This is a genomic window from Ruegeria sp. YTSC199 (assembly GCF_059609725.1).
In genome coordinates this window covers 46,884-65,499 of sequence record NZ_JBXWMF010000026.1, presented here as the reverse complement: position 1 = coordinate 65,499, position 18,616 = coordinate 46,884, and the positions used below count along the sequence as shown (strand labels likewise).

The following is an 18,616-nucleotide window of genomic DNA, read 5'->3' as shown; positions in this document are numbered from 1 at the left end:
CTTGGCGGTTACGATGAGCCAGAAACCCTCTCTTATCAAATCGACCTAAACTGTCCCATTGGCGCTGACGTCAGACACATCCGGGTTCAAAACTGGATTGTAGGGAAGTCTTGCTCGCTGCCGGGCGTACATTGAACCCGGGTGCAACGCGCTTTTCAGTGGGCACAGAACTGAACGCGGACCAATGTTCTAGTTTGATTTTAACTTTTACTTTGGTTGGATTGAACACATGCGCCTTCGTGGAATTGCAACCTGCTTCCCATAGAAGGCCAAAGACGAAGCAGTTTTCAAAGCGAGTCCATGAACACTTACTTGTTCGAGTTCGTTCAATTGCACCCGGGTGCATCATTATCTGGCTGGGCTTTTCACACACAGGGTTTGTCAGTTTTTGGCAGCGGTGTAAGTTTCAAACCGAGAGGTCGTGTTTGCTACTGCAGGGGCCAACTGATTAATGAAATAAGCTTGCATGAAGGAAACCGACTTGCCTATCGTTAGTGATGTAGCTGCCAAGGGAGATTCAAATGGGACAACAAGACGGAAATTCAGAAACAGAACAGACACCTGATATATTGGTCAAAGACCAAAATGGTAACTTTTACTACTGTCCCAGCGCAAGCGTTCAAAAGCTGGAATTTAATGAAAGTAACCCGATCAAGAGTCTTTTTGGGGATGCCAATTTGCCGGGTGTGATGTCGGTGGCGCTTTTACTGAGCGTCGAAGAAACGGATCTGGTAGTTAGGGACGGTCAGGACTTAGTTCTTCCAGGTGGAGCTCCGTATCTTAACCCGACTGATTGACCAATATTTGGAGAATTCAAATGTGGGTCTGCGACACCAGAACAATTCGTGATGTCGCGTTTGCATCAACCAGAAAGAACTTCTTTCTAGGCACCCACCGAGTGCTTGCGCCTGAAGAGACTATTTCACTTCTTCGTCCCGTGCTTGCTGAGTTTGGAATTACCAGATTAGGCTTGAACACTGGACTTGACGATGTCGGAATTCCGGTGGCAATTGCTGTTCGCCCGAACGCGCGATCTATTTCTGTATCACAAGGAAAGGGATTGACTAACGCACAAGCTATTGCATCCGCGCTCATGGAAGCCGTCGAGTTTTTTCACGCTGAGGAAATTAGTCGGGCAATCACGGTGTCAACACGTTCGAGCCTAGCACCAGATGCCTCAGTCGTAGCGCCATTGGTCGGAGGATCCCAAGCACCGCCTGACGATGTGCCAATGCGCTGGATCGAAGGCTGGGACTTATTGCAGCAGGAGATTTGTTGGTTGCCGGCCGCGTCTGTTCACGTCGATTCCACGCTGCCGCGGCACCCTACAGACGGTTCCTTTATGTCCAGCAGCAATGGCTTGGGCTCCGGGAACGTACTTCTTGAGGCAGTGTGTACAGCAATTTGCGAGGTAATAGAGCGAGATGCGTTAGCGCTTTGGCACGCTCGACCGCTAGCATCCAGAGCAACGACACGGGTTGATCTAGCGACAATTGAAGATGCCGAAGCCAAAAAACTCTTGGACCTTTTTCATAAGGCAGGACTATCTGTTTCGATTTGGGACATAACCTCTGATATTGGGGTTCCTGCTTTTTTTGCCATACTGAATGATGATCGCTCGCACATAAACCCCGCACTGTCAGCGGTTGGTGGTTCCGGTTGTCACCCATCGACGACCGTTGCACTTACAAGATCCCTTACGGAGGCTGCACAGTCGCGGGTGACCCGCATTTCCGGTGCGCGTGACGACCTGAAAGAGATCGAGGAACGGACGCTCGATCAGAAAGCTGCCCAGATCTTACTCGAAATGTTTAGCAGCGGAGCCGAACGACCATTCCCCGGCTCATCTGGCATTGACAGTCAGGACTTGGGGGGAGATTTGCGCTGGCTTTTAGAATGCTTGCGCCGCGTCGGAGTTAACCGAGTTGTCGCAACCGACCTCAGCAATACCGCTATACAAATCCCCGTGGTGCGTATCGTCGTCCCAGAACTTGAGCAGCCGCACAACCACCCTGGGTATAAAGCCGGCCCGCGAGCACTACGTATGGCCGCTAGGCTATGATGTTTGCTGTTTTTGCTGGCCCTTCTGTTCCTCCTGCCAACCGTGACGAGGCATCTGGACCCGACTTAATATGGTACCCCCCAGCCAAACATGGCGATCTATTCAAGGTGGCCCAACAGAGTCCCGATGCGATTGGTATAGTTGACGGTCTTTTTGAGACAACGCTCAGCATCTGGCACAAGGAGATACTCTGGGCCTTGGCTCAAGGGATCAGCGTTTGGGGTGCAGCGAGTATGGGTGCTATTCGTGCTGCTGAATTGCACCGTTATGGAATGCGTGGAGTCGGTAAAATCTTTGAAGCATACCGCGACACGCCAATCTTGGACGACGCCGATGTGGCGGTCTGCCACGGTCCAGTGGAGCTCGGTTTCGCCGCTATCACGGAAGCGTTGGTCGATGTGCAAGCAACGATGAATTCCGCTGTCGAAAAAGGTGTTCTCGATAAGGTTAGCGCGCAAGTGGTATTAACGGTATCTGCTGAATTACACTTCAAACACCGGACCTGGTCGGCGATCATTGAGCGTGTGCCACCTAGTATAGGCGAACCGTTAAATGGCTGGTTGCCAAATGGTCGTGTTAGCCAAAAGCAATTGGATGCCAACCTGATGATCAAAGCGATACGTGATCATCTTTCCCGCGATATAGAGCGTGCGTATCCGAAGTGGTCGTTTTCCTCCACCGAAGTGTGGCTTCATGCAACTCGCCGTTTGAGTTCCAAAGATCAAAAGTAGACCTAGTTTGGAAGGGCTTGCCAGTATAGCTCTAGGATGGAGCGTTTCTTTGAAAACCCGCAATCTAAAATTTCCGAATTACTATCGAACAATACACTAATAAGATCGTAATTCTTGTTATCGCCTTTGATGACTAAACTTGAAAGCCCTGCTTTCCATAGTGTGAAGTACATAAAACCGTCCGCAAAATCTTCGCTAGGCGAAGTCAAGGCGAAAAAGGTTGCAAACTCGCCCTGTAGTCCTGGTCCTTCATGGGCATGCCTCGTACACGAGCGCAAAAGATCGTCATAGAATTGTTCTGGAGAAGCCCGAGCAAACAGGTTCGCTCGAATACGGATGATTTCTGGCCTTAGTGAAATCCCCCAAGGATGTAGCCACGGAGCTTTTAGGCTTGGTGGCGCATAGTGACTCCAGCTCGGAAAAAAGTACGACTCTGGGTCAAGATTGCACACACCGGTAGGATAGGAAGGCGCGCAATCTTTGGTTGACGCGCGAGAGTACGGCTCCAACCAGTGCCCGATTTCGTGTGCGACGTTTGCCAACAACGCCCATTCAGTTTCTAGTTCTTTGTTTTCGCCAGCGGTGGCGGAAAGAAACGGAGTGATCGTTTTCCCCCAGAATGCTGACGCTCTGTTATTTCTGGCCTCTAGAAAGGTGGGAGAGTTCTTAAATGTTCCCTCGGGAAGACCAAGGTAAGGCATCTCATTGATATGTTTGAACCATGCGCCACCTGGAGACACATATAATCCCTCTAGAGAGCAAAGTCTGTTCTGAACCTGTTGGGGGGCAACTTGGAATACGCGTTCCATCAGCGAAGCCTGTTGCGAAGACAGCGAGGCGATGCAGTCTGGCGGCACATCGGGAGCGCCTGGTGAAAATGGCGACCGATCGGTTACACAGCTGCGATTGATGACAAATGCAGCGTCGCAATCCTGCTGAACCTCTGCTGGAGCAGAGCTAATATCGCGGATCGGGATTAACTCAATCTGTGGTTCCAGAGCGTCACATTCCACGCAAGTCGAAAGCACCAAAAAGAACCAAGCTATGCTAATGGCACCCAATTTCTCCTCCAAAGCTCAATATCAAAGTAAATTGGTCCGGAAACCAAAATGACTCAAATCTGGATGTATTGCGCGTGCAGATCTCAAAAAGATCTTGGAGTAATAATATGACCTGCACCCACGCGCCCCCGGGCAGTTTCAGAATATTTGCATCGATTGAAAAGTAGTCTTCGTCTAACTTGGCTTGGTCTGGAACTTACCGCAAGAGAACTAGCATTTGTACTGTTATAGTTTGTGATCCTGCGTCATGGAGTTACTTTGTATTATCCACTATAGTATCAAATTAGGTACATTTCCAACGTGGCTAGGCGATTTTACGGTCCATTAAGTGTTTCGACTTATTTATCGCATTGCCTTAACCAAAAATGGTGGCCATGGCGCAGTTTTACCCTTCGCGCGATCAGGATTTAAGCAGGAAAAATACTAATTCCGCTGGCTCTGCAGCGGTGTCCAAACAACGCCGGGTGGGTGAACGCAGGCCAATGACTGTAGTTTTTGTCGACTTGGTGGGTTCGACAGAAATAGGTGAACGTTTGGACCCCGAGGATTTGTTGGAGGTTATCCGCCAATATCGGGCCTTTTGCGCTGAACTGCTCACCAAGTTTGGTGGTACGATTGGGCAGTTCGTAGGCGACGGGATTTTAGCCTATTTCAGCTTTCCTATCGCTCACGAAAATGATCCAGAGCGCGCTGTACGGGCTTGCCTTGCTATCAAAGATGGAATTGGCCAACTAACTACGCCTGCAAATGTGCCGTTGTCTGTTCGACTTGGCGTCGCAACAGGACTGGTTGTCGTCAGCGATATCACGGAGGGAACACTCGAAAAGAACTCCATTATTGGTTCCACCCCGAACCTCGCTGCCCGACTTCAAGGGCTAGCCGGGCCTAATGAAATTGTGGTCTCTGAAACCACACACCAACGCATTTCAGACCGGTTCAAGTGCCTACCGATCGTAGCGACGAAATTGCATGGTTTCGCAGACGCACATTCACCATGGCGTGTGCTCCGAGTCAGCACCCGTCCATTTGCCCGGGTTACATCCTTCGCTCATATGACTTCGTTTCATGGGCGCGACAAAGAACTCACTCAACTAGCACAGTTTTGGCAGAGGACTCTTGATGGCTACGGTACCGCGGCTATGGTTCAGGCAGGTGCGGGAATGGGTAAGACTCGATTGTTGCAAGAGGTTATCGAGAGGCACGTCGGTCATGATTCGCTATTGTTACATCTACAGGCTTCACATCTAGATAAGGACACACCACTTTTTCCATTTCGCGAGGGTCTTCGAAATCTGCTGGGGGTCACCGAAGCCAAATCTCTAGAATTTTTTGCCGAAGCGCTTTCTGCAAGTTGGTCTGATCACGAATTGTTATCTAAGGACGCTGCGCCATTGGTAGCAAATCTGCTCGGGTTGCCGGTAGCAAATGCCGATGCAGACGTGATGAGACCGGAAGCGCTAAGGGAGCGCACCATTGCCGCCATCTCTAGTGTACTGCTAGCGCGTGCGCAGAAGCATCCTGCCTGCATTATCGTCGAGGACCTGCATTGGCTTGATCCTACATCAATCACGTTGTTGGAGAGGCTTCTTACTGAGATGCGGTCGAGCAGACTGCTCCTGTTGATGAGTGCAAGAGTTGAATTCGAACCCCACTGGAGCAACGTCGATTTGGTCGATGTGATACAGCTCTCACCACTACAGAAAGACACTTCAGAAGCCATGCTAAGTGAATTATTCGCAGATAAGGAAGTTCCTTTGCGATTGATTCAAGAACTTGGCCGAAACACGGATGGCATACCACTGTTTGTCGAGGAAACTGCGCGCGAACTACTGCGCAGCGAAGCCACTGTTGAGGAACAGACAGCGGAACGGCTATTTGTGCCGGCGTCGCTACACGAGTTGCTTGTTGCCCATTTGGACCGTGCCGGAGTTGCCAAAGAAATCGCGCAGCTCGCTTCAGTGATAGGAATCAAAGTTGATACCAAGGTCCTACGGCAAGCAGCGGGGATTGACAATATTGACGAACGAGTAGCGATCCTTGTCGATCAAGGAATATTGCGTACAAGAAAAAGTGGAACCTTGGAATTCGCACATTCCTTGCTTCGTGAAGCCGCATATGAATCGCTGCTTCGAGAGAACCGCAAATCGTTGCATGCCGACGTCTCCGTGGCGCTTGAAAGCGTTTACCCTGACATAGCCAAGCGCCATCCAGAAACCCTGGCCCTGCATATGGCCGGCGCCGGCTCCAACGATCAAGCAATCGAACTATGGATCGAAGCCGCGAAGCGAGCATTGCAAAGTGCTTCGTTGACTGAAGCTCGCCGGATACTACGAAGAAGCTTATTATTGTTGGAATCATTGCCTGATCGGGCGGACAGAATCCAACGGCAACTTGACGTAATCGGGCTTCTGGGCCCGGTACTGATAGCTACGCGAGGATCCCAGACGGAAGAAACTCAAGCGCTTTATTCCCGCGGGTTGGAATTGACCACTCTGTCACCAACAAAACCAGCGCATTTTCCAATTGCGTGGGGTTGGTGGAGGGTTTCAAAGGACTTTAATACCCACTTGGTACGAGCAACAAGCTTGCTCGAAAGCGCAAAACGGAGCATCAACTTCGGACGCACGGCGCATCTCGAGCAGATGTTACAAGCGCACCATTGCTGCTGGGCGAGCTACTATCATGCGGCCGATTTTGAACGTAGCGAGCTGCATCTTCGTAAGGGTCTTGCAGTTTATGGCCAAGGTGATTTTCGGCACCATGCTCAGCTTTACGGGAACCATGACGCAAGGGCCTGTGCGAAAGGTGAGTTTGCCCGAATACGTTGGATGCAAGGAAGGCTTAAAGCGTCAGTCAAATTCGAGGACTCGTCGCTCGCCTGGGCACGCAAACTCAAGCACCTTGGCAGCTTGGTTCACGCTTTGGACTCTGCTTTGTTCGTTAGCTTCTACCGCCGCGACTTGAATGCAGTCCGCTCGATTTCGGCTGAGTTGATTGAACTGACGGCTCAGCATGACATTGCGGACCATGGTCTTTCTGGTCACATACTTGATGGATGGGTAACGGCTATAACCAGTGACCCGAAATCTGGCCTCCGTCGCATCCAAGAAGGCTTGTCTCGGCATCGCGAGATTGCGACGTACGAGGATTTCCCAGTCTACGCTTGTATTCTGGCCGAGGCTTTTCTTGTCAACGGCAAACCGGAGCGAGCTTACGAAGAGTTGACGCACGAACTCGAAGAGTTTGATCGTATTGGTATCAAGGTCTGGCGACCAGAAGTGCTACGGATGCAGGCAGTAGCGGCGCAAACAGCCGGTTTCTTGGATCGGACTATAAAACTACTGACTCAGGCCGAGGAATTAGCTGTTCGCCAAGCGACGCCGATGTTCCGCTTGCGCAACGCTATGAGCCACGCTGAAATCCCGGACCAGTTTCGTGATAGAGAGCACGCAGCAATTAAATTGGCTCGTGCTCTTGCTGCAGTGCCAGAGAGTGATAACTCTGTCGATATTGTTGGCTCGCGATTAATGCTCGAGACCTTAAGAGAAAAAAATAGGTAGTAGTTTTTCGTACTTTTACAAAAGATTTTTGCTTTATTCCCTAAAGCCGGTTCCTCGAACTAGGTGCCCGTAAACTTTTGCTGAACTGGCGCGAACTGGCTAAAGGTACTCTACGTGGGCTTGATTCACGCTATGTCGAAAACTGTTAAATCTCCAGAACCAAGATGCGTTCAGGATTGCATCACTACCTTGAAGGACGAAGATCGTAACAAAACACAGAACTTCATGCTACCATGGCCCGAAAGATTCAGATTTTTTTCCAACAACCGAAGCATGCAAACTCGACGCAAACGCGCCTATAGAAGCGCTACGTTTGGGGGCATATTTGGGGGTAATCATAAGGCAAGATCGTAATAATATTGATATATTGCATATTGTTAGATGATTTATAGGAAGCCGCCCCCGGGCACCATCTCTACCAAATAAAAGCAATGTGTTGGCGGTTGATCCGTTGCTGCACCTCATTGGTTGTTTGCCCGGGACAGCAAAAAGCGTATTCGAGGTTTGCGTTGTGGTAGAGACTGTAAGTTTCGCGGTCAAATGAGTAACTTAAAGACCAGTTTCAAAAATCCGCTTTGTAACCCCTTTTGATGAATCTGAGAAGCGAATGCGGCTGCAACCATTCTGGGTTGAAGGCAGAGGAAAATCTCAGCTTAAGAATGCCGGAATCTGCGCCAGGCACGCAGCGCTTTTTCAACCGGCGTTTGGTTTACACCGTTTTCTTAAGCCAGGATGGAAGCCGCGCTCAGATCCCGTGACAATCGTATTAGGTCTGATTGCATACCGCGCCCCGGCTCGAGGGTCGACAGAGGGATTCCGGCCAGAGCCGCCGGAACGCTGGTTGCTGCCCGCAGCGAGGTCTCGATCGGCACGCCCACCTTTTCGACGAGCGTTCGAATGGCTTGCGTAAGATCGAGGTCGGCACCGGCCAATGTCCCATCCGACAAGGTCAGGAGGCCGCCATCACGCCGGATTTGCCGTCCCTCCAATGTGAACTCTGTACAATCCGTTCCTGCAACGGCCATGGCGTCACTCACGAGAAAGATTTGCCCGGGACCGGTCTTTGCGTGCCAAGCCGCGCGTATCGTTTCAGGATGAACATGCACCGCATCAGCGATCAGCCCAGACGACACATTCCCATCGGCAAGCGTTGCTCCAACAAGCCCGGGTTCACGGTTTCCAAGCTGGCTCATGGCGTTAAAGAGATGTGTGACGCAGCGCGCGCCAGCGGCAAAAAACTTAAGACAAGTGTCGTATCCGGCATCTGTGTGACCCAGGGACACAAGCACCCCAGCTGCAGAAAGCACTCTGACTTGATCCTCTGAAACGTTTTCCGGAGCGATTGTGATCTTCAGTACAGGCAAAATCTCAGCAGCTGCCAATAGTGTATCAAGGTCGCTCGGCTCCATGGGGCGAATGAGGGAAGGGTCGTGTGCTCCCTTGCGCGCAATCGAAAGATGCGGACCCTCTAGGTGCAGGCCTGCGATTCCAGGCACACCTGCGCGGATGGCATCTGTTGCGGCGGCAATTGCGGCCCGGGTCTTCTCTGCTGTGTCAGTAATCAACGTCGGCAGGAGAGCTCGGACACCCAGACGCCAATGCGCCGAAGATATCCTGCGGAGCGTTTCGACCGAAGGATCGTCATTGAACATGACGCCGTCACCGCCATTGACCTGCAAATCGACATATCCGGGGCTGAGGATATCTCCGCCCAAATCGATTACCTCTCCGTCCTTCGGTACGTCTGTGTCCGGTCCAAACGCTGCCAGGCGACCATCCTCAAACCGCATAGCAAAACCGTCCCGCAGGGTCGAGCCATCAAAGATTCGGCCATTTCGGAAAACTTGCGCGCTCTGTGTCATACGGTCTCCGTTACCTTTCTCAGATGGCGCGGCGTGTCCGGATTGATCTTACGCGCGGCGGCCACGGTTTCGACCATGCCATAGAAAGATACGATGGAAGCAATGGGGTCGGTGATCCAATGATCTGTGCGCACATGAGGCAACGGGTCTGCCTCACGCACCTTGCCGGAGGTGGCAAAAACATGTGCGCCTTTAGCTGCCAGCGCATCGGCCACTTCGGCCACGGTGTCTTCGGCGGCGTCGCCCGCCGCAAAGGCAATGACCGGAAAGCCCTGCTCCACAATGGAGACCGGCCCATGCAGCACCTCGGCGCTGGAATAGCTTTCCGCGTGGATCTGGCAGGTTTCCTTGAATTTCAGTGCCGCTTCATTGGAGATCGCCCAGGACGGGCCGCGCCCGAGGGTAAACAGAGACTGTCCGGTGATTGCTTCGGCTGCTTCCGTCCAGTCACAGCGCGTGGCTTTGTCGAGCGCGTCGGGCAGAGTGTGGATGGCGTGGATCAGCTCGACATCGCCGCGCAGTTCGGCCAGCAGCCAGATCCCTGCGACCAGTGAGGTGACGAAAGTTTTGGTGGCGGCAACGCTCAATTCCGGGCCTGCATGGATTGGCAGAGTGGCGGCGGTGGCCTTGGCCAGCGGAGAAGCTGCGTCATTGGTGATTGCCACGGTAAAGGCGCCCGAGGCAGCAAAAGCTTCGGTCAGACGCACAATGTCCGGGCTTTGTCCAGATTGTGACACCGACAGGCAAAGTGCGCCCTTGGCTCGGATTTCAGCGCCATAGATCGAGTTCACGGACGGGCCGACCGAGGCCATCGGTAAGCCCAATAGTAATTCGGTGGCGTATTTCAGATAGGTTGCCGCATGGTCCGACGATCCGCGCGCCACTGACAAGAGATAGGGCAGATCGCGGCCTGCCAGCGCGGATTTGGTCTGGGCGATGGCGGCGGCCCCTTCGGTCAGCAATCGGTCCACGGCTTGCGGGATTTCGTTGATCTCGGCGCGCATGCGGGTTATGGTTTGGGTCATTTCGGCAGCCTTTTCATAGGGATGGGTCAGGTCTACAAGCGCAGCTCGGCCACGAAGTCATAGGTGTCGCTGCGATAGATTGACCGTGTCAGCTCTGCCACGCGCCCGCTCTCAAGATAGGAAACACGCTGGATCTTCAGACCGGCCGCGCCTTCGGTAACGCCAAGCAGCTCGGCCTCGGGCGCGTCAAGGTTGATCGCCGAGATTTTCTGGATCGCGCGCACCGGGCGGTGGCCGCTTTGTTCGAGGATTTCGTAAAGTGAGGTTGTCACTGCAAGTGGGTTGGGCAGGATGTCGAGGGGTAAGGCCGCGCGTTCCAGCGCCATCGGATGCCCATCCGCTTCGCGCAACCGGTGAATGCGCGCCACGCTGTCGCCCGCTGACAATCCCAGGGTCAGCACCTCTTCCGGTGAGGGCATGAACACGCCCCGTTCCAACCATGTCGACGAGGTGGTCAGCCCGCGCCGCTCCATGTCTTCGGTGAATGAGGTGAGATGCGACAGCAACTGTTCCACGCGCCCCACTGGTTCGCGCACAAAAGACCCGGATCCCTGGCGCTGTTCAATGGCGCCGGTCTTGACCAGTTCCTGAATGGCCTTGCGCACGGTCACACGAGACAGGTCGGTGATCTCGGCAATCTCACGTTCTGGCGGCAGCGAGCTGCCTGGTGGAAGTAACCCGCTGTTGATGCCTTTTTCCAGACGGCGATGCAATTGCACATAGCGCGGACCGGGGGAGTGGCCCAGCCAGCCTTCGGGCTGCAGAAAATCGGCGACGGACATTTCAGCAACGGACATGGGTCTCTCTCCTCGTGGTGTCTTTGGTGGCGCAGTCGGCGGCAAAATCTTTTGCCAAGGCAATTGCCCCATCCAGAGGTTGTCCTTCCGGGGCGTGCAGGGCGGCTTTCATCGCTATGGGCAAATAGGGTGCATAGGATGGGCCGATCCCACCGGTCAGGCAGATGTGCATTCCATCCTGCCAACCAAGAGTGGTCAGGGTGGCCGCGATGTGGTTTGCGGCCTGTTGCAGGATTGCGCGCGACATCGGACAGCCTTCGGCGGCCAAGCGCGTGACCTCTGGGGCAAAGCGACCAAACCGGGCCGGTGTGGCGCTTGCAGCAAAGCGCACTACTCCTGCAGGGCTGTCCAGGGTGGTCAGAATGTGGTTTGACAAAGTCGAGGCTTCAATCAGCCCGTCCACAACGTCAAGACTGCGTGCCAGGGCCTGACGGCCAACCCATTGCGCCGAGGCTTCATCGCCCAGCACCGGACCCCAGCCGCCGACAAAGCGCATCTGGCTTTCGATCTGCGTAGCGACGAAAGACCCGGTACCGCAATGGACAACCATCCCGTCCCGCACGCCCAGCACCCCACGTAATGCAGCAGGGCGGTCATCTTCGATGCGGATTCGAGAAAACGGCAAGGCCGCAGCCAGTTGCATGGCAATGCCCTCTCCGGTGATGCCGGCCAAGCCCAGATAGGCGGGTAGCGCGGCGATCTCATCCACTGTCAGTCCGGAGATCTGTGCCAGTGTATCAACCCCGTGCCGAATCTCCTGCGTGGCCGAAGAGAAATCGCTGGTCACATTGGCCGAGCCGGTCTCTGTCACGTGCATCTGTCCGGAAGGGTCGCGCAGGGCCAGTCGACAGCGCGTTCCGCCGCCGTCAACGGCCAGAAAGGGAAGATCTGTGCGTGTCGTCATGAGAATACCTATATAATACCTGTATGGAGATTGGAAGGAAAAAATAGTCCAATATGTACCCAAAAACCATTAATTGGCACGACTTTCGGGGCGAAATTGAGGCGACAAAATAAATGGTAGACAAATGGTATCTAAAAGGTATGATCGCTGGATAACTGAAACCGGATTCGTCTTCAGACTTGCCCAGGCGGTTTGACAAGAGTTGAGGGGAGGCGCCCAGGGCGCGCATTGCAATCATGACTGACCTAACTGCAAACACCACCGAAAAGCTGCATGGCAAGGCTGCGGGCCTGGACTGCCTGCCGCTGGATGTGGTGGCAGGTATTCTAGCGGATGGTCAGCAAAAAGCCGCTGCGGTGGTTCGCCATAGCGCTGCCGAAATGGCCGCCGCTGCCCGTGTGATGGCGGAAACCATCCGAAACAATGGCACCCTTTATTATATCGCCGCCGGCTCTTCGGGGCTGATGGCTGCCGCTGATGCGATGGAGCTGGGCGGCACTTTTTCCATCCCGCCCGCGCAGATCCGAATTCTGATGGCCGGGGGTATTCCCACTACGCCGGAAATGCCCGGCGACAGCGAAGATCAATCTGACGCGCTGAACCACGCCTTGTTCGGGCTTGCGGCAAAGGACACGGTGATCACCGTCTCTGCCAGTGGCAGCACCCTCTACACCCTGGCCGCCGCACGTATTGCCAAAAGCAGGGGCGCGGCAGTGATTGGCATTGCCAACAATGCAGGAAGCGCTCTTTTGGACCTGGCCGATTACGCAATTTGCCTGCCCACCCCGCCTGAGGTCCTGTCGGGCTCCACCCGAATGGGAGCCGGCACCGCGCAGAAAATCGTCCTCAATACGTTGTCGACCCTGATGGCGGTGGATCTGGGCCATGTGCATGACGGGATGATGGTCAACCTGCATGCCGACAATGCAAAGCTGCGCGCCCGTGCAACCGGGATTGTCGCGCGGATTTCAGGCCACGAGGAGGCCACCGCCGAAGACGCGCTGCGGCGTGCCGGAGGTGATGTGAAGCAGGCGATCCTGATCGCCACCGGGGCAACCCCTGACCAGGCTACAGACCTGATCACCCGAACCAACGGTCATTTGCGACCGGCCTTGTCGGTCCTGACCAAGGAGTAATCACACGATAACACTGCGGAATAAACTGGGAGGAAACAATGAAACGCAAATTGATGACGCTGGCACTGGCCAGCACGGCCATGGTGGCCACCTCTGCTATGGCAGATGACGTGACCATCACGATTGAAAGTTGGCGCAACGATGATCTGGCGCTGTGGCAGGACAAGATTATCCCGGCCTTTGAAGCTGCCCATCCCGGCATCAAGGTGAAGTTCACCCCGTCGGCCCCGGCGGAATACAATGCCGTTTTGAATTCGAAACTGGATGCCGGGTCTGCTGGCGACATCATCACTTGTCGTCCGTTTGACGCCTCGCTGGCGCTGTTCGAAGCCGGTCATCTGACCGACCTTGGCGACATGGAAGCGATGAGCAACTTCTCGGACGTGGCGAAATCTGCCTGGCAGACCGATGATGGTTCGGCAAGCTTCTGTGTGCCGATGGCATCGGTGATCCACGGTTTTATCTACAACAAAGAAGCGTTTGAGGAAGTGGGAGTTGAGGTTCCGACCACCGAGGCGGAATTCTTTGCCGCCCTGGAAGCTTTCAAGGCGGATGGGAACTATATCCCGATGGCAATGGGCACCAATGACCAGTGGGAAGCGGCCACGATGGGTTACAACAACATTGGCCCGAACTACTGGAAAGGTGAAGAAGGTCGCCTGGCACTGATCGCGGGCGAGCAGAAGCTGACCGATGAGGCCTGGACCGCACCCTATGCAACCCTAGCCAAATGGACCGCTTATCTGGGGGACGGCTTTGAAGCACAGACCTATCCCGACAGCCAGAACCTGTTCACGCTGGGGCGCGCCGCGATCTATCCGGCCGGCAGCTGGGAAATCTCGGGCTTTAATGCGCAGGCCGATTTTGAAATGGGAGCCTTCAAACCGCCGGTGCAGAACGCAGGCGACACCTGCTATATCTCGGATCATACGGACATTGGCATTGGTATGAACGCCAAAACTGCAAACCCGGAAGCCGCCAAAACATTCTTGGCTTGGGTGGCATCGCCGGAATTTGCCTCGATCTTTGGCAATGCATTGCCCGGTTTCTTCCCGCTGTCCAAAGAACCGGTTGAGCTGACTGATCCGCTGGCCAAGGAAATTGTTGCTTGGCGCGGTGAGTGCGAAAGCACCATCCGTTCCACCTATCAGATTCTGTCGCGCGGCACCCCGAACCTCGAGAACGAGACCTGGGGCGCGTCTGTGGCCGCCATTAAAGGCACGTCTACCCCGGAAGAACTGGGCGCAAAGCTGCAGGACGGGCTTGCCTCCTGGTACGAGCCGCAAAAGTAACGGCTGAAACGGACGGCCGGATACCATTTTCCGGCCGTCCTACCACCCAAAAGGTGGACAACCTCGAGCAAAGACGAACTAGAACCAAAGATTGGGCGGGTGCTGTGCGCCTGATCCCGGAGAGGCTTTGCCATGACGTGTGTATACTCTGCAATCTTTGGGGCCGCTCCCTCGCCAGAGGGAATACATGACACTCAACAGAACGGGAGAGCTCAGCATGTCTGACCCACTGCCCAAAAGGGCGCAGAACCGCAGCCCGATCCGCTGGCATATCCTTGTATTCCTTGCCCCTGCCGTGCTGGTCTACACCGCGATTATGATCTTCCCGCTCTTCAACACCCTACGTCTCGCGCTATACAGCGAGGTGGAACATACTCGGATTTTTGTGGGGCTGGAGAACTTCCGCACCCTGTTTTTCGACCCAATCTGGTCCAAGCAATTCTGGAATGCGCTTGGCAACAACTTCTGGTTTTTCATCGTGCATATGTTGGTGCAGAACCCGATCGGGATTGCGCTTGCCGCGATCCTCAGTCACCCTCGGCTACGATTTGCAGCCCTTTATCGTTCGGCCATTTTCCTTCCCACCATCCTCAGCTTTGTGATTGTCGGCTTTGCATGGAAACTGATCCTGTCGCCGATCTGGGGGATTGCGCCGTCGATGCTGGACGCAGTGGGGTTGAAATCGCTGTTTGCGCCGTGGCTGGGCAAAGAAGAATACGCACTGACCACACTGGCGTTGATCTCGGTCTGGCAGTTTGTGGGCATTCCGATGATGCTGATCTATGCTGCCCTTCTGACTATTCCAGAAGAAATTTTGGAAGCGGGTGAGATTGACGGGATCACCGGTGCTGCTGCCTTTTGGAAGATCAAGCTACCGCTGATACTGCCGTCGATCGGGATTATCTCGATCCTGACTTTTGTGGGCAATTTCAACGCGTTTGACCTGATCTATGCCTCGCAGGGCGCATTGGCGGGTCCGGATTTCTCGACCGATATTCTGGGCACCTTCATGTATCGCACCTTCTTTGGGTTCCAGTTGCAACTGGGGGATCCTCATATGGGATCGGCCATTGCCGGCGCTATGTTCGCGATCATTCTTCTCGGAGTCTGCGGCTACCTGTTCGGCATCCAGACCCGGATGCGCCGCTATCAGCTGTAAGGAGGTCGAGATGAACCAAGCCCGTCGTAACCCGCTGAATGTTGCCGCCATGCATGGCGCGCTGATCCTTTACACGCTGATTGCGCTGTTTCCGGTCTTCGTGATCCTGATCAACAGCTTCAAGACCCGCAAAAAGATCTTTCGCGAGCCCCTGGCCCTGCCGGATAGCGAGAGCTTTTCCATGGTTGGCTATGAGACCGTAATGAAACAAGGGGATTTTTTCCTCTACTTCCAGAACTCGATGATAGTGACCGTTGCGTCGCTGTTCTTTGTCCTGCTGTTCGGGGCGATGGCGGCCTATGCGCTGAGCGAGTATCGCTTCAGGGGCAACACGATGATGGGGCTTTACCTCGCATTGGGTATCATGATCCCGATCCGCATCGGCACAGTGGCCATTCTGGAACTGATGGTCTCGACTGGGCTCGTCAACACACTTTGGGCGTTGATCCTGGTCTATACGGCGCAGGGCCTGCCATTGGCGGTGTTTATCCTGTCGGAATTCATGCGACAGGTCAGTGATGACCTGAAGGATGCGGGGCGGATTGACGGCCTTTCGGAATACACGATCTTCTTCAAACTGGTGCTGCCGCTTGTGCGCCCCGCCATGGCAACGGTGGCCGTCTTTAACATGATCCCGATCTGGAATGACCTCTGGTTCCCGCTGATCCTTGCCCCCGCCGAAGAAACCAAAACGCTCACCTTGGGCAGCCAGGTCTTCATCGGCCAGTTCGTGACCGACTGGAACGCGGTCCTGTCCGCGCTGTCGATGGCAATCCTGCCGGTGCTGATCCTCTACGTGATCTTCTCGCGCCAGTTGATCCGCGGCATCACATCCGGTGCGGTAAAATGATCCGGGTTCTGATTGCAGGGCTGGGCAACATGGGGGCAAGTCACGCGCTTGCCCACCATACTCACGACGGCGCCGAGATTGTTGCTCTTGTGAACCGCTCGGGAAGGGTCGATCAGCCGGAACTGGCCAATTATCCTGTTTTTAACGATTTCCACGCAGCGCTGGCAGAAACCAAACCGGATCTTGTGGTCATCGCCACCTATTCCGACAGCCACGCCAATTTTGCCGTGGCGGCGATGGAAGCTGGCGCCCATGTGTTCGTGGAAAAACCACTGGCCACTACGGTGGCGGATGCAGAGCGTGTGGTCGCCACCGCCACCCGGCTGGGTCGAAAACTGGTGGTCGGGTATATCCTGCGCCATCACCCGAGCTGGGTGCGGCTTATCAAAGAGGCACGCACACTTGGCGGACCTTACGTGTTCCGCATGAACCTGAACCAACAATCCAAAGGCGCAGAGTGGGACACTCACAAGGCGCTGATGCAAACGACCGCTCCAATCGTCGATTGCGGCGTGCACTATGTTGATGTTTGGTGCCAGATCACCGACGCCGCCCCTGTGCAGGTGAATGGTATCGGGCTGCGACTGTCTGATGAGATTTCCCCCGATATGTATAATTACGGCCAGTTTCAGGTCACATTCGACGATGGATCCGTGGGCTGGTACGAGGCAGGCTGGGGGCCGATGATGTCGGAAACCGCATTTTTCGTGAAAGACGTGATTTCCTCCGCCGGATCCGTGTCGATCACCGAGGCGGACAAATCGGACAGTTCCAATGTTGACAGTCACACCGCCGTTGGGGGGCTGCTGGTCCACCGCCCCGAAGGCGATCGGATGATCGCCTTGCCGGATGAACCCGGCCATCAAGCGCTGTGTGATGCCGAACAGGCCCATATGCTTGAGGCCATTTCTGAAAATCTCGACCTCACGCGTCACATGCAGGATGCGGTGCGGTCCCTTGCCATTTGCCTGGCTGCCGACACAAGCGTGCGCACCGGACAACCCGTCAGCCTAAAAGAGGAGACATCATGACCGCTCTTTCCCTACGCAAAGTGAACAAATCCTTCGGTCCGGTCCACGTTCTGAAAGACATCGACATTGAAGTGGAGGAAGGTGAATTTGTCGTGTTCGTCGGCCCCTCGGGCTGTGGCAAGTCGACCCTCTTGCGGGTGATCGCGGGGCTTGAGGACGCCACGTCCGGCGAAATCTGTATTGGTGATGATCTGGTCAATACGACCCCTCCATCGAAACGCGGCATCGCCATGGTGTTCCAAAGCTATGCTTTGTATCCGCACTTGAATGTGCGCGGTAACATGACCTTGGCGTTGAAACAGGAAAAGCAACCGAAAGAAGTCATCGACCAGCGGGTGGAAGAAGCCAGCCGGATGCTGGATCTCGCTCCTTATCTTGATCGCTTCCCGTCCGAATTGTCCGGAGGTCAGCGTCAGCGGGTGGCGATTGGTCGGGCCATTGTACGTCAGCCGAAACTGTTTCTGTTTGACGAACCTTTATCGAATCTTGATGCAGCTTTGCGCATGAACACGCGGCTGGAAATCGCCCAGCTGCATGCGCAGCTTGGGGCCTCGATGATCTACGTAACCCATGACCAGACCGAGGCCATGACGCTTGCCGACAAGATCGTCGTGCTGCGTGACGGGCGGGTGGAACAGATCGGTAGCCCGATGGAGCTTTATAACAATCCCGCCAATCAATTTGTTGCCGGATTCCTGGGGTCACCGGCAATGAATTTTCTGCCCGCCGGGCTGCTGTCCGAGGGCGACGACCGCACAATGGGCGTGCGTCCTGAGGATCTGTTCCTGGACAATGACGGTCTGATTGCAGCTCGGGTCAATCATGTTGAGAAACTCGGCGGCGATACCAACGTCATTGCCAAGGTGAACGATCTTCAGATCACTGCGCGTCTGTTCGGACAGTTTGCGGTGGAACAGGGTCAGGAACTGCGCCTCGGCTATGATCCGCAAAGAGTTTACTATTTCAATCGCGAAGGGGCACGCTTGGATTAAGCAAGGGATGCGCAGAAGGGTGGCTTTGGAGTTTGGATGGCCCACAAACCTGAAAGCAGTGCACCAGATCCGGCCATTCGAAGACAGTACGCATATGACCGGTTTGCCAGCGTCACGATGATCCGTTCCTACCGTAGCGAAAGGGTAGGATTAA

General features: G+C 54.6%; 15 protein-coding genes. 10 read left to right on the top strand and 5 right to left on the bottom strand.

The genetic code is table 11. The features are described 5' to 3' along the window. Positions 1-521 precede the first annotated feature (521 nt). From AC2FEE_RS20380 to AC2FEE_RS20370, 3 genes are read left to right on the top strand one after another with little or no spacing between them, the layout of a single operon-like run. A complete protein-coding gene (locus AC2FEE_RS20380) occupies positions 522-797 on the top strand; it encodes a hypothetical protein (RefSeq protein ID WP_496867152.1) in 276 nt (91 codons plus the stop codon). Further along, the gene (locus tag AC2FEE_RS20375; protein ID WP_496867151.1) at positions 794-2,062 is read left to right on the top strand and encodes a YcaO-like family protein; all 1,269 of its coding nucleotides are present in this window, start codon (positions 794-796) and stop codon (positions 2,060-2,062) included. The genes AC2FEE_RS20380 and AC2FEE_RS20375 overlap by 4 nt, the downstream gene beginning before the upstream one ends. Beyond that, positions 2,062-2,793: a TfuA-like protein gene (locus AC2FEE_RS20370; protein ID WP_496867150.1), complete on the top strand. Its 732-nt coding sequence runs from the start codon at positions 2,062-2,064 to the stop codon at positions 2,791-2,793. Before AC2FEE_RS20375 ends, AC2FEE_RS20370 begins: the two co-directional genes overlap by 1 nt. Before the next feature lie 2 nt (positions 2,794-2,795). Here AC2FEE_RS20370 and AC2FEE_RS20365 read toward each other — a convergent pair whose 3' ends face one another. Further along, entirely contained in the window at positions 2,796-3,854 is a 1,059-nt protein-coding gene (locus AC2FEE_RS20365) for a hypothetical protein (protein WP_496867149.1), read from the bottom strand. A 374-nt stretch (positions 3,855-4,228) separates the two neighbouring features. On the opposite strand from AC2FEE_RS20365, the gene AC2FEE_RS20360 reads away from it, so the two are divergent. Then, positions 4,229-7,414: an ATP-binding protein gene (locus AC2FEE_RS20360; protein ID WP_496867148.1), complete on the top strand. Its 3,186-nt coding sequence runs from the start codon at positions 4,229-4,231 to the stop codon at positions 7,412-7,414. 722 nt (positions 7,415-8,136) lie between these two features. Here the strand turns inward: AC2FEE_RS20360 and nagA are convergent. From nagA to AC2FEE_RS20340, 4 genes are read right to left on the bottom strand one after another with little or no spacing between them, the layout of a single operon-like run. Beyond that, positions 8,137-9,276 (bottom strand): N-acetylglucosamine-6-phosphate deacetylase, encoded by a 1,140-nt coding sequence (gene nagA, locus AC2FEE_RS20355; RefSeq protein ID WP_496867147.1) that lies wholly within the window; start codon positions 9,274-9,276, stop codon positions 8,137-8,139. Then, positions 9,273-10,301, bottom strand: coding sequence for an SIS domain-containing protein (locus AC2FEE_RS20350; protein WP_496867146.1), 1,029 nt, complete (start codon positions 10,299-10,301; stop codon positions 9,273-9,275). Before AC2FEE_RS20350 ends, nagA begins: the two co-directional genes overlap by 4 nt. Before the next feature lie 32 nt (positions 10,302-10,333). Continuing rightward, positions 10,334-11,083, bottom strand: coding sequence for a GntR family transcriptional regulator (locus tag AC2FEE_RS20345; protein ID WP_496867155.1), 750 nt, complete (start codon positions 11,081-11,083; stop codon positions 10,334-10,336). Between the two features lies 1 nt (position 11,084). After that, positions 11,085-12,002, bottom strand: a complete 918-nt coding sequence (locus AC2FEE_RS20340) for a glucosamine kinase nucleotide-binding domain-containing protein (RefSeq protein WP_496867145.1) — start codon at positions 12,000-12,002, stop codon at positions 11,085-11,087. 236 nt (positions 12,003-12,238) lie between these two features. Here AC2FEE_RS20340 and AC2FEE_RS20335 point away from each other — a divergent pair, with 236 nt between their 5' ends. From AC2FEE_RS20335 to AC2FEE_RS20310, 6 genes are all read left to right on the top strand, one after another. Further along, positions 12,239-13,138: an N-acetylmuramic acid 6-phosphate etherase gene (locus AC2FEE_RS20335; protein ID WP_496867144.1), complete on the top strand. Its 900-nt coding sequence runs from the start codon at positions 12,239-12,241 to the stop codon at positions 13,136-13,138. 38 nt (positions 13,139-13,176) lie between these two features. Continuing rightward, positions 13,177-14,430: an ABC transporter substrate-binding protein gene (locus tag AC2FEE_RS20330; protein WP_496867143.1), complete on the top strand. Its 1,254-nt coding sequence runs from the start codon at positions 13,177-13,179 to the stop codon at positions 14,428-14,430. A 217-nt stretch (positions 14,431-14,647) separates the two neighbouring features. Next, a complete protein-coding gene (locus tag AC2FEE_RS20325) occupies positions 14,648-15,589 on the top strand; it encodes a carbohydrate ABC transporter permease (protein ID WP_496867142.1) in 942 nt (313 codons plus the stop codon). A gap of 10 nt (positions 15,590-15,599) precedes the next feature. Beyond that, entirely contained in the window at positions 15,600-16,439 is an 840-nt protein-coding gene (locus tag AC2FEE_RS20320) for a carbohydrate ABC transporter permease (RefSeq protein ID WP_496867141.1), read from the top strand. Continuing rightward, entirely contained in the window at positions 16,436-17,470 is a 1,035-nt protein-coding gene (locus tag AC2FEE_RS20315; RefSeq protein ID WP_496867140.1) for a Gfo/Idh/MocA family protein, read from the top strand. Before AC2FEE_RS20320 ends, AC2FEE_RS20315 begins: the two co-directional genes overlap by 4 nt. Beyond that, positions 17,467-18,462: an ABC transporter ATP-binding protein gene (locus tag AC2FEE_RS20310; protein ID WP_496867139.1), complete on the top strand. Its 996-nt coding sequence runs from the start codon at positions 17,467-17,469 to the stop codon at positions 18,460-18,462. The genes AC2FEE_RS20315 and AC2FEE_RS20310 overlap by 4 nt, the downstream gene beginning before the upstream one ends. Positions 18,463-18,616: the final 154 nt, after the last annotated feature.

Coding starts and splice junctions, on each gene's coding strand:
- AC2FEE_RS20380 (WP_496867152.1), top strand. CDS start 522: ATGGGACAACAAGACGGAAATTCAGAAACAGAACAGACACCTGATATA.
- AC2FEE_RS20370 (WP_496867150.1), top strand. CDS start 2,062: ATGTTTGCTGTTTTTGCTGGCCCTTCTGTTCCTCCTGCCAACCGTGAC.
- AC2FEE_RS20360 (WP_496867148.1), top strand. CDS start 4,229: ATGGCGCAGTTTTACCCTTCGCGCGATCAGGATTTAAGCAGGAAAAAT.
- nagA (WP_496867147.1), bottom strand. CDS start 9,276: ATGACACAGAGCGCGCAAGTTTTCCGAAATGGCCGAATCTTTGATGGC.
- AC2FEE_RS20350 (WP_496867146.1), bottom strand. CDS start 10,301: ATGACCCAAACCATAACCCGCATGCGCGCCGAGATCAACGAAATCCCG.
- AC2FEE_RS20345 (WP_496867155.1), bottom strand. CDS start 11,083: ATGTCCGTCGCCGATTTTCTGCAGCCCGAAGGCTGGCTGGGCCACTCC.
- AC2FEE_RS20340 (WP_496867145.1), bottom strand. CDS start 12,002: ATGACGACACGCACAGATCTTCCCTTTCTGGCCGTTGACGGCGGCGGA.
- AC2FEE_RS20335 (WP_496867144.1), top strand. CDS start 12,239: ATGACTGACCTAACTGCAAACACCACCGAAAAGCTGCATGGCAAGGCT.
- AC2FEE_RS20330 (WP_496867143.1), top strand. CDS start 13,177: ATGAAACGCAAATTGATGACGCTGGCACTGGCCAGCACGGCCATGGTG.
- AC2FEE_RS20325 (WP_496867142.1), top strand. CDS start 14,648: ATGTCTGACCCACTGCCCAAAAGGGCGCAGAACCGCAGCCCGATCCGC.
- AC2FEE_RS20320 (WP_496867141.1), top strand. CDS start 15,600: ATGAACCAAGCCCGTCGTAACCCGCTGAATGTTGCCGCCATGCATGGC.
- AC2FEE_RS20315 (WP_496867140.1), top strand. CDS start 16,436: ATGATCCGGGTTCTGATTGCAGGGCTGGGCAACATGGGGGCAAGTCAC.
- AC2FEE_RS20310 (WP_496867139.1), top strand. CDS start 17,467: ATGACCGCTCTTTCCCTACGCAAAGTGAACAAATCCTTCGGTCCGGTC.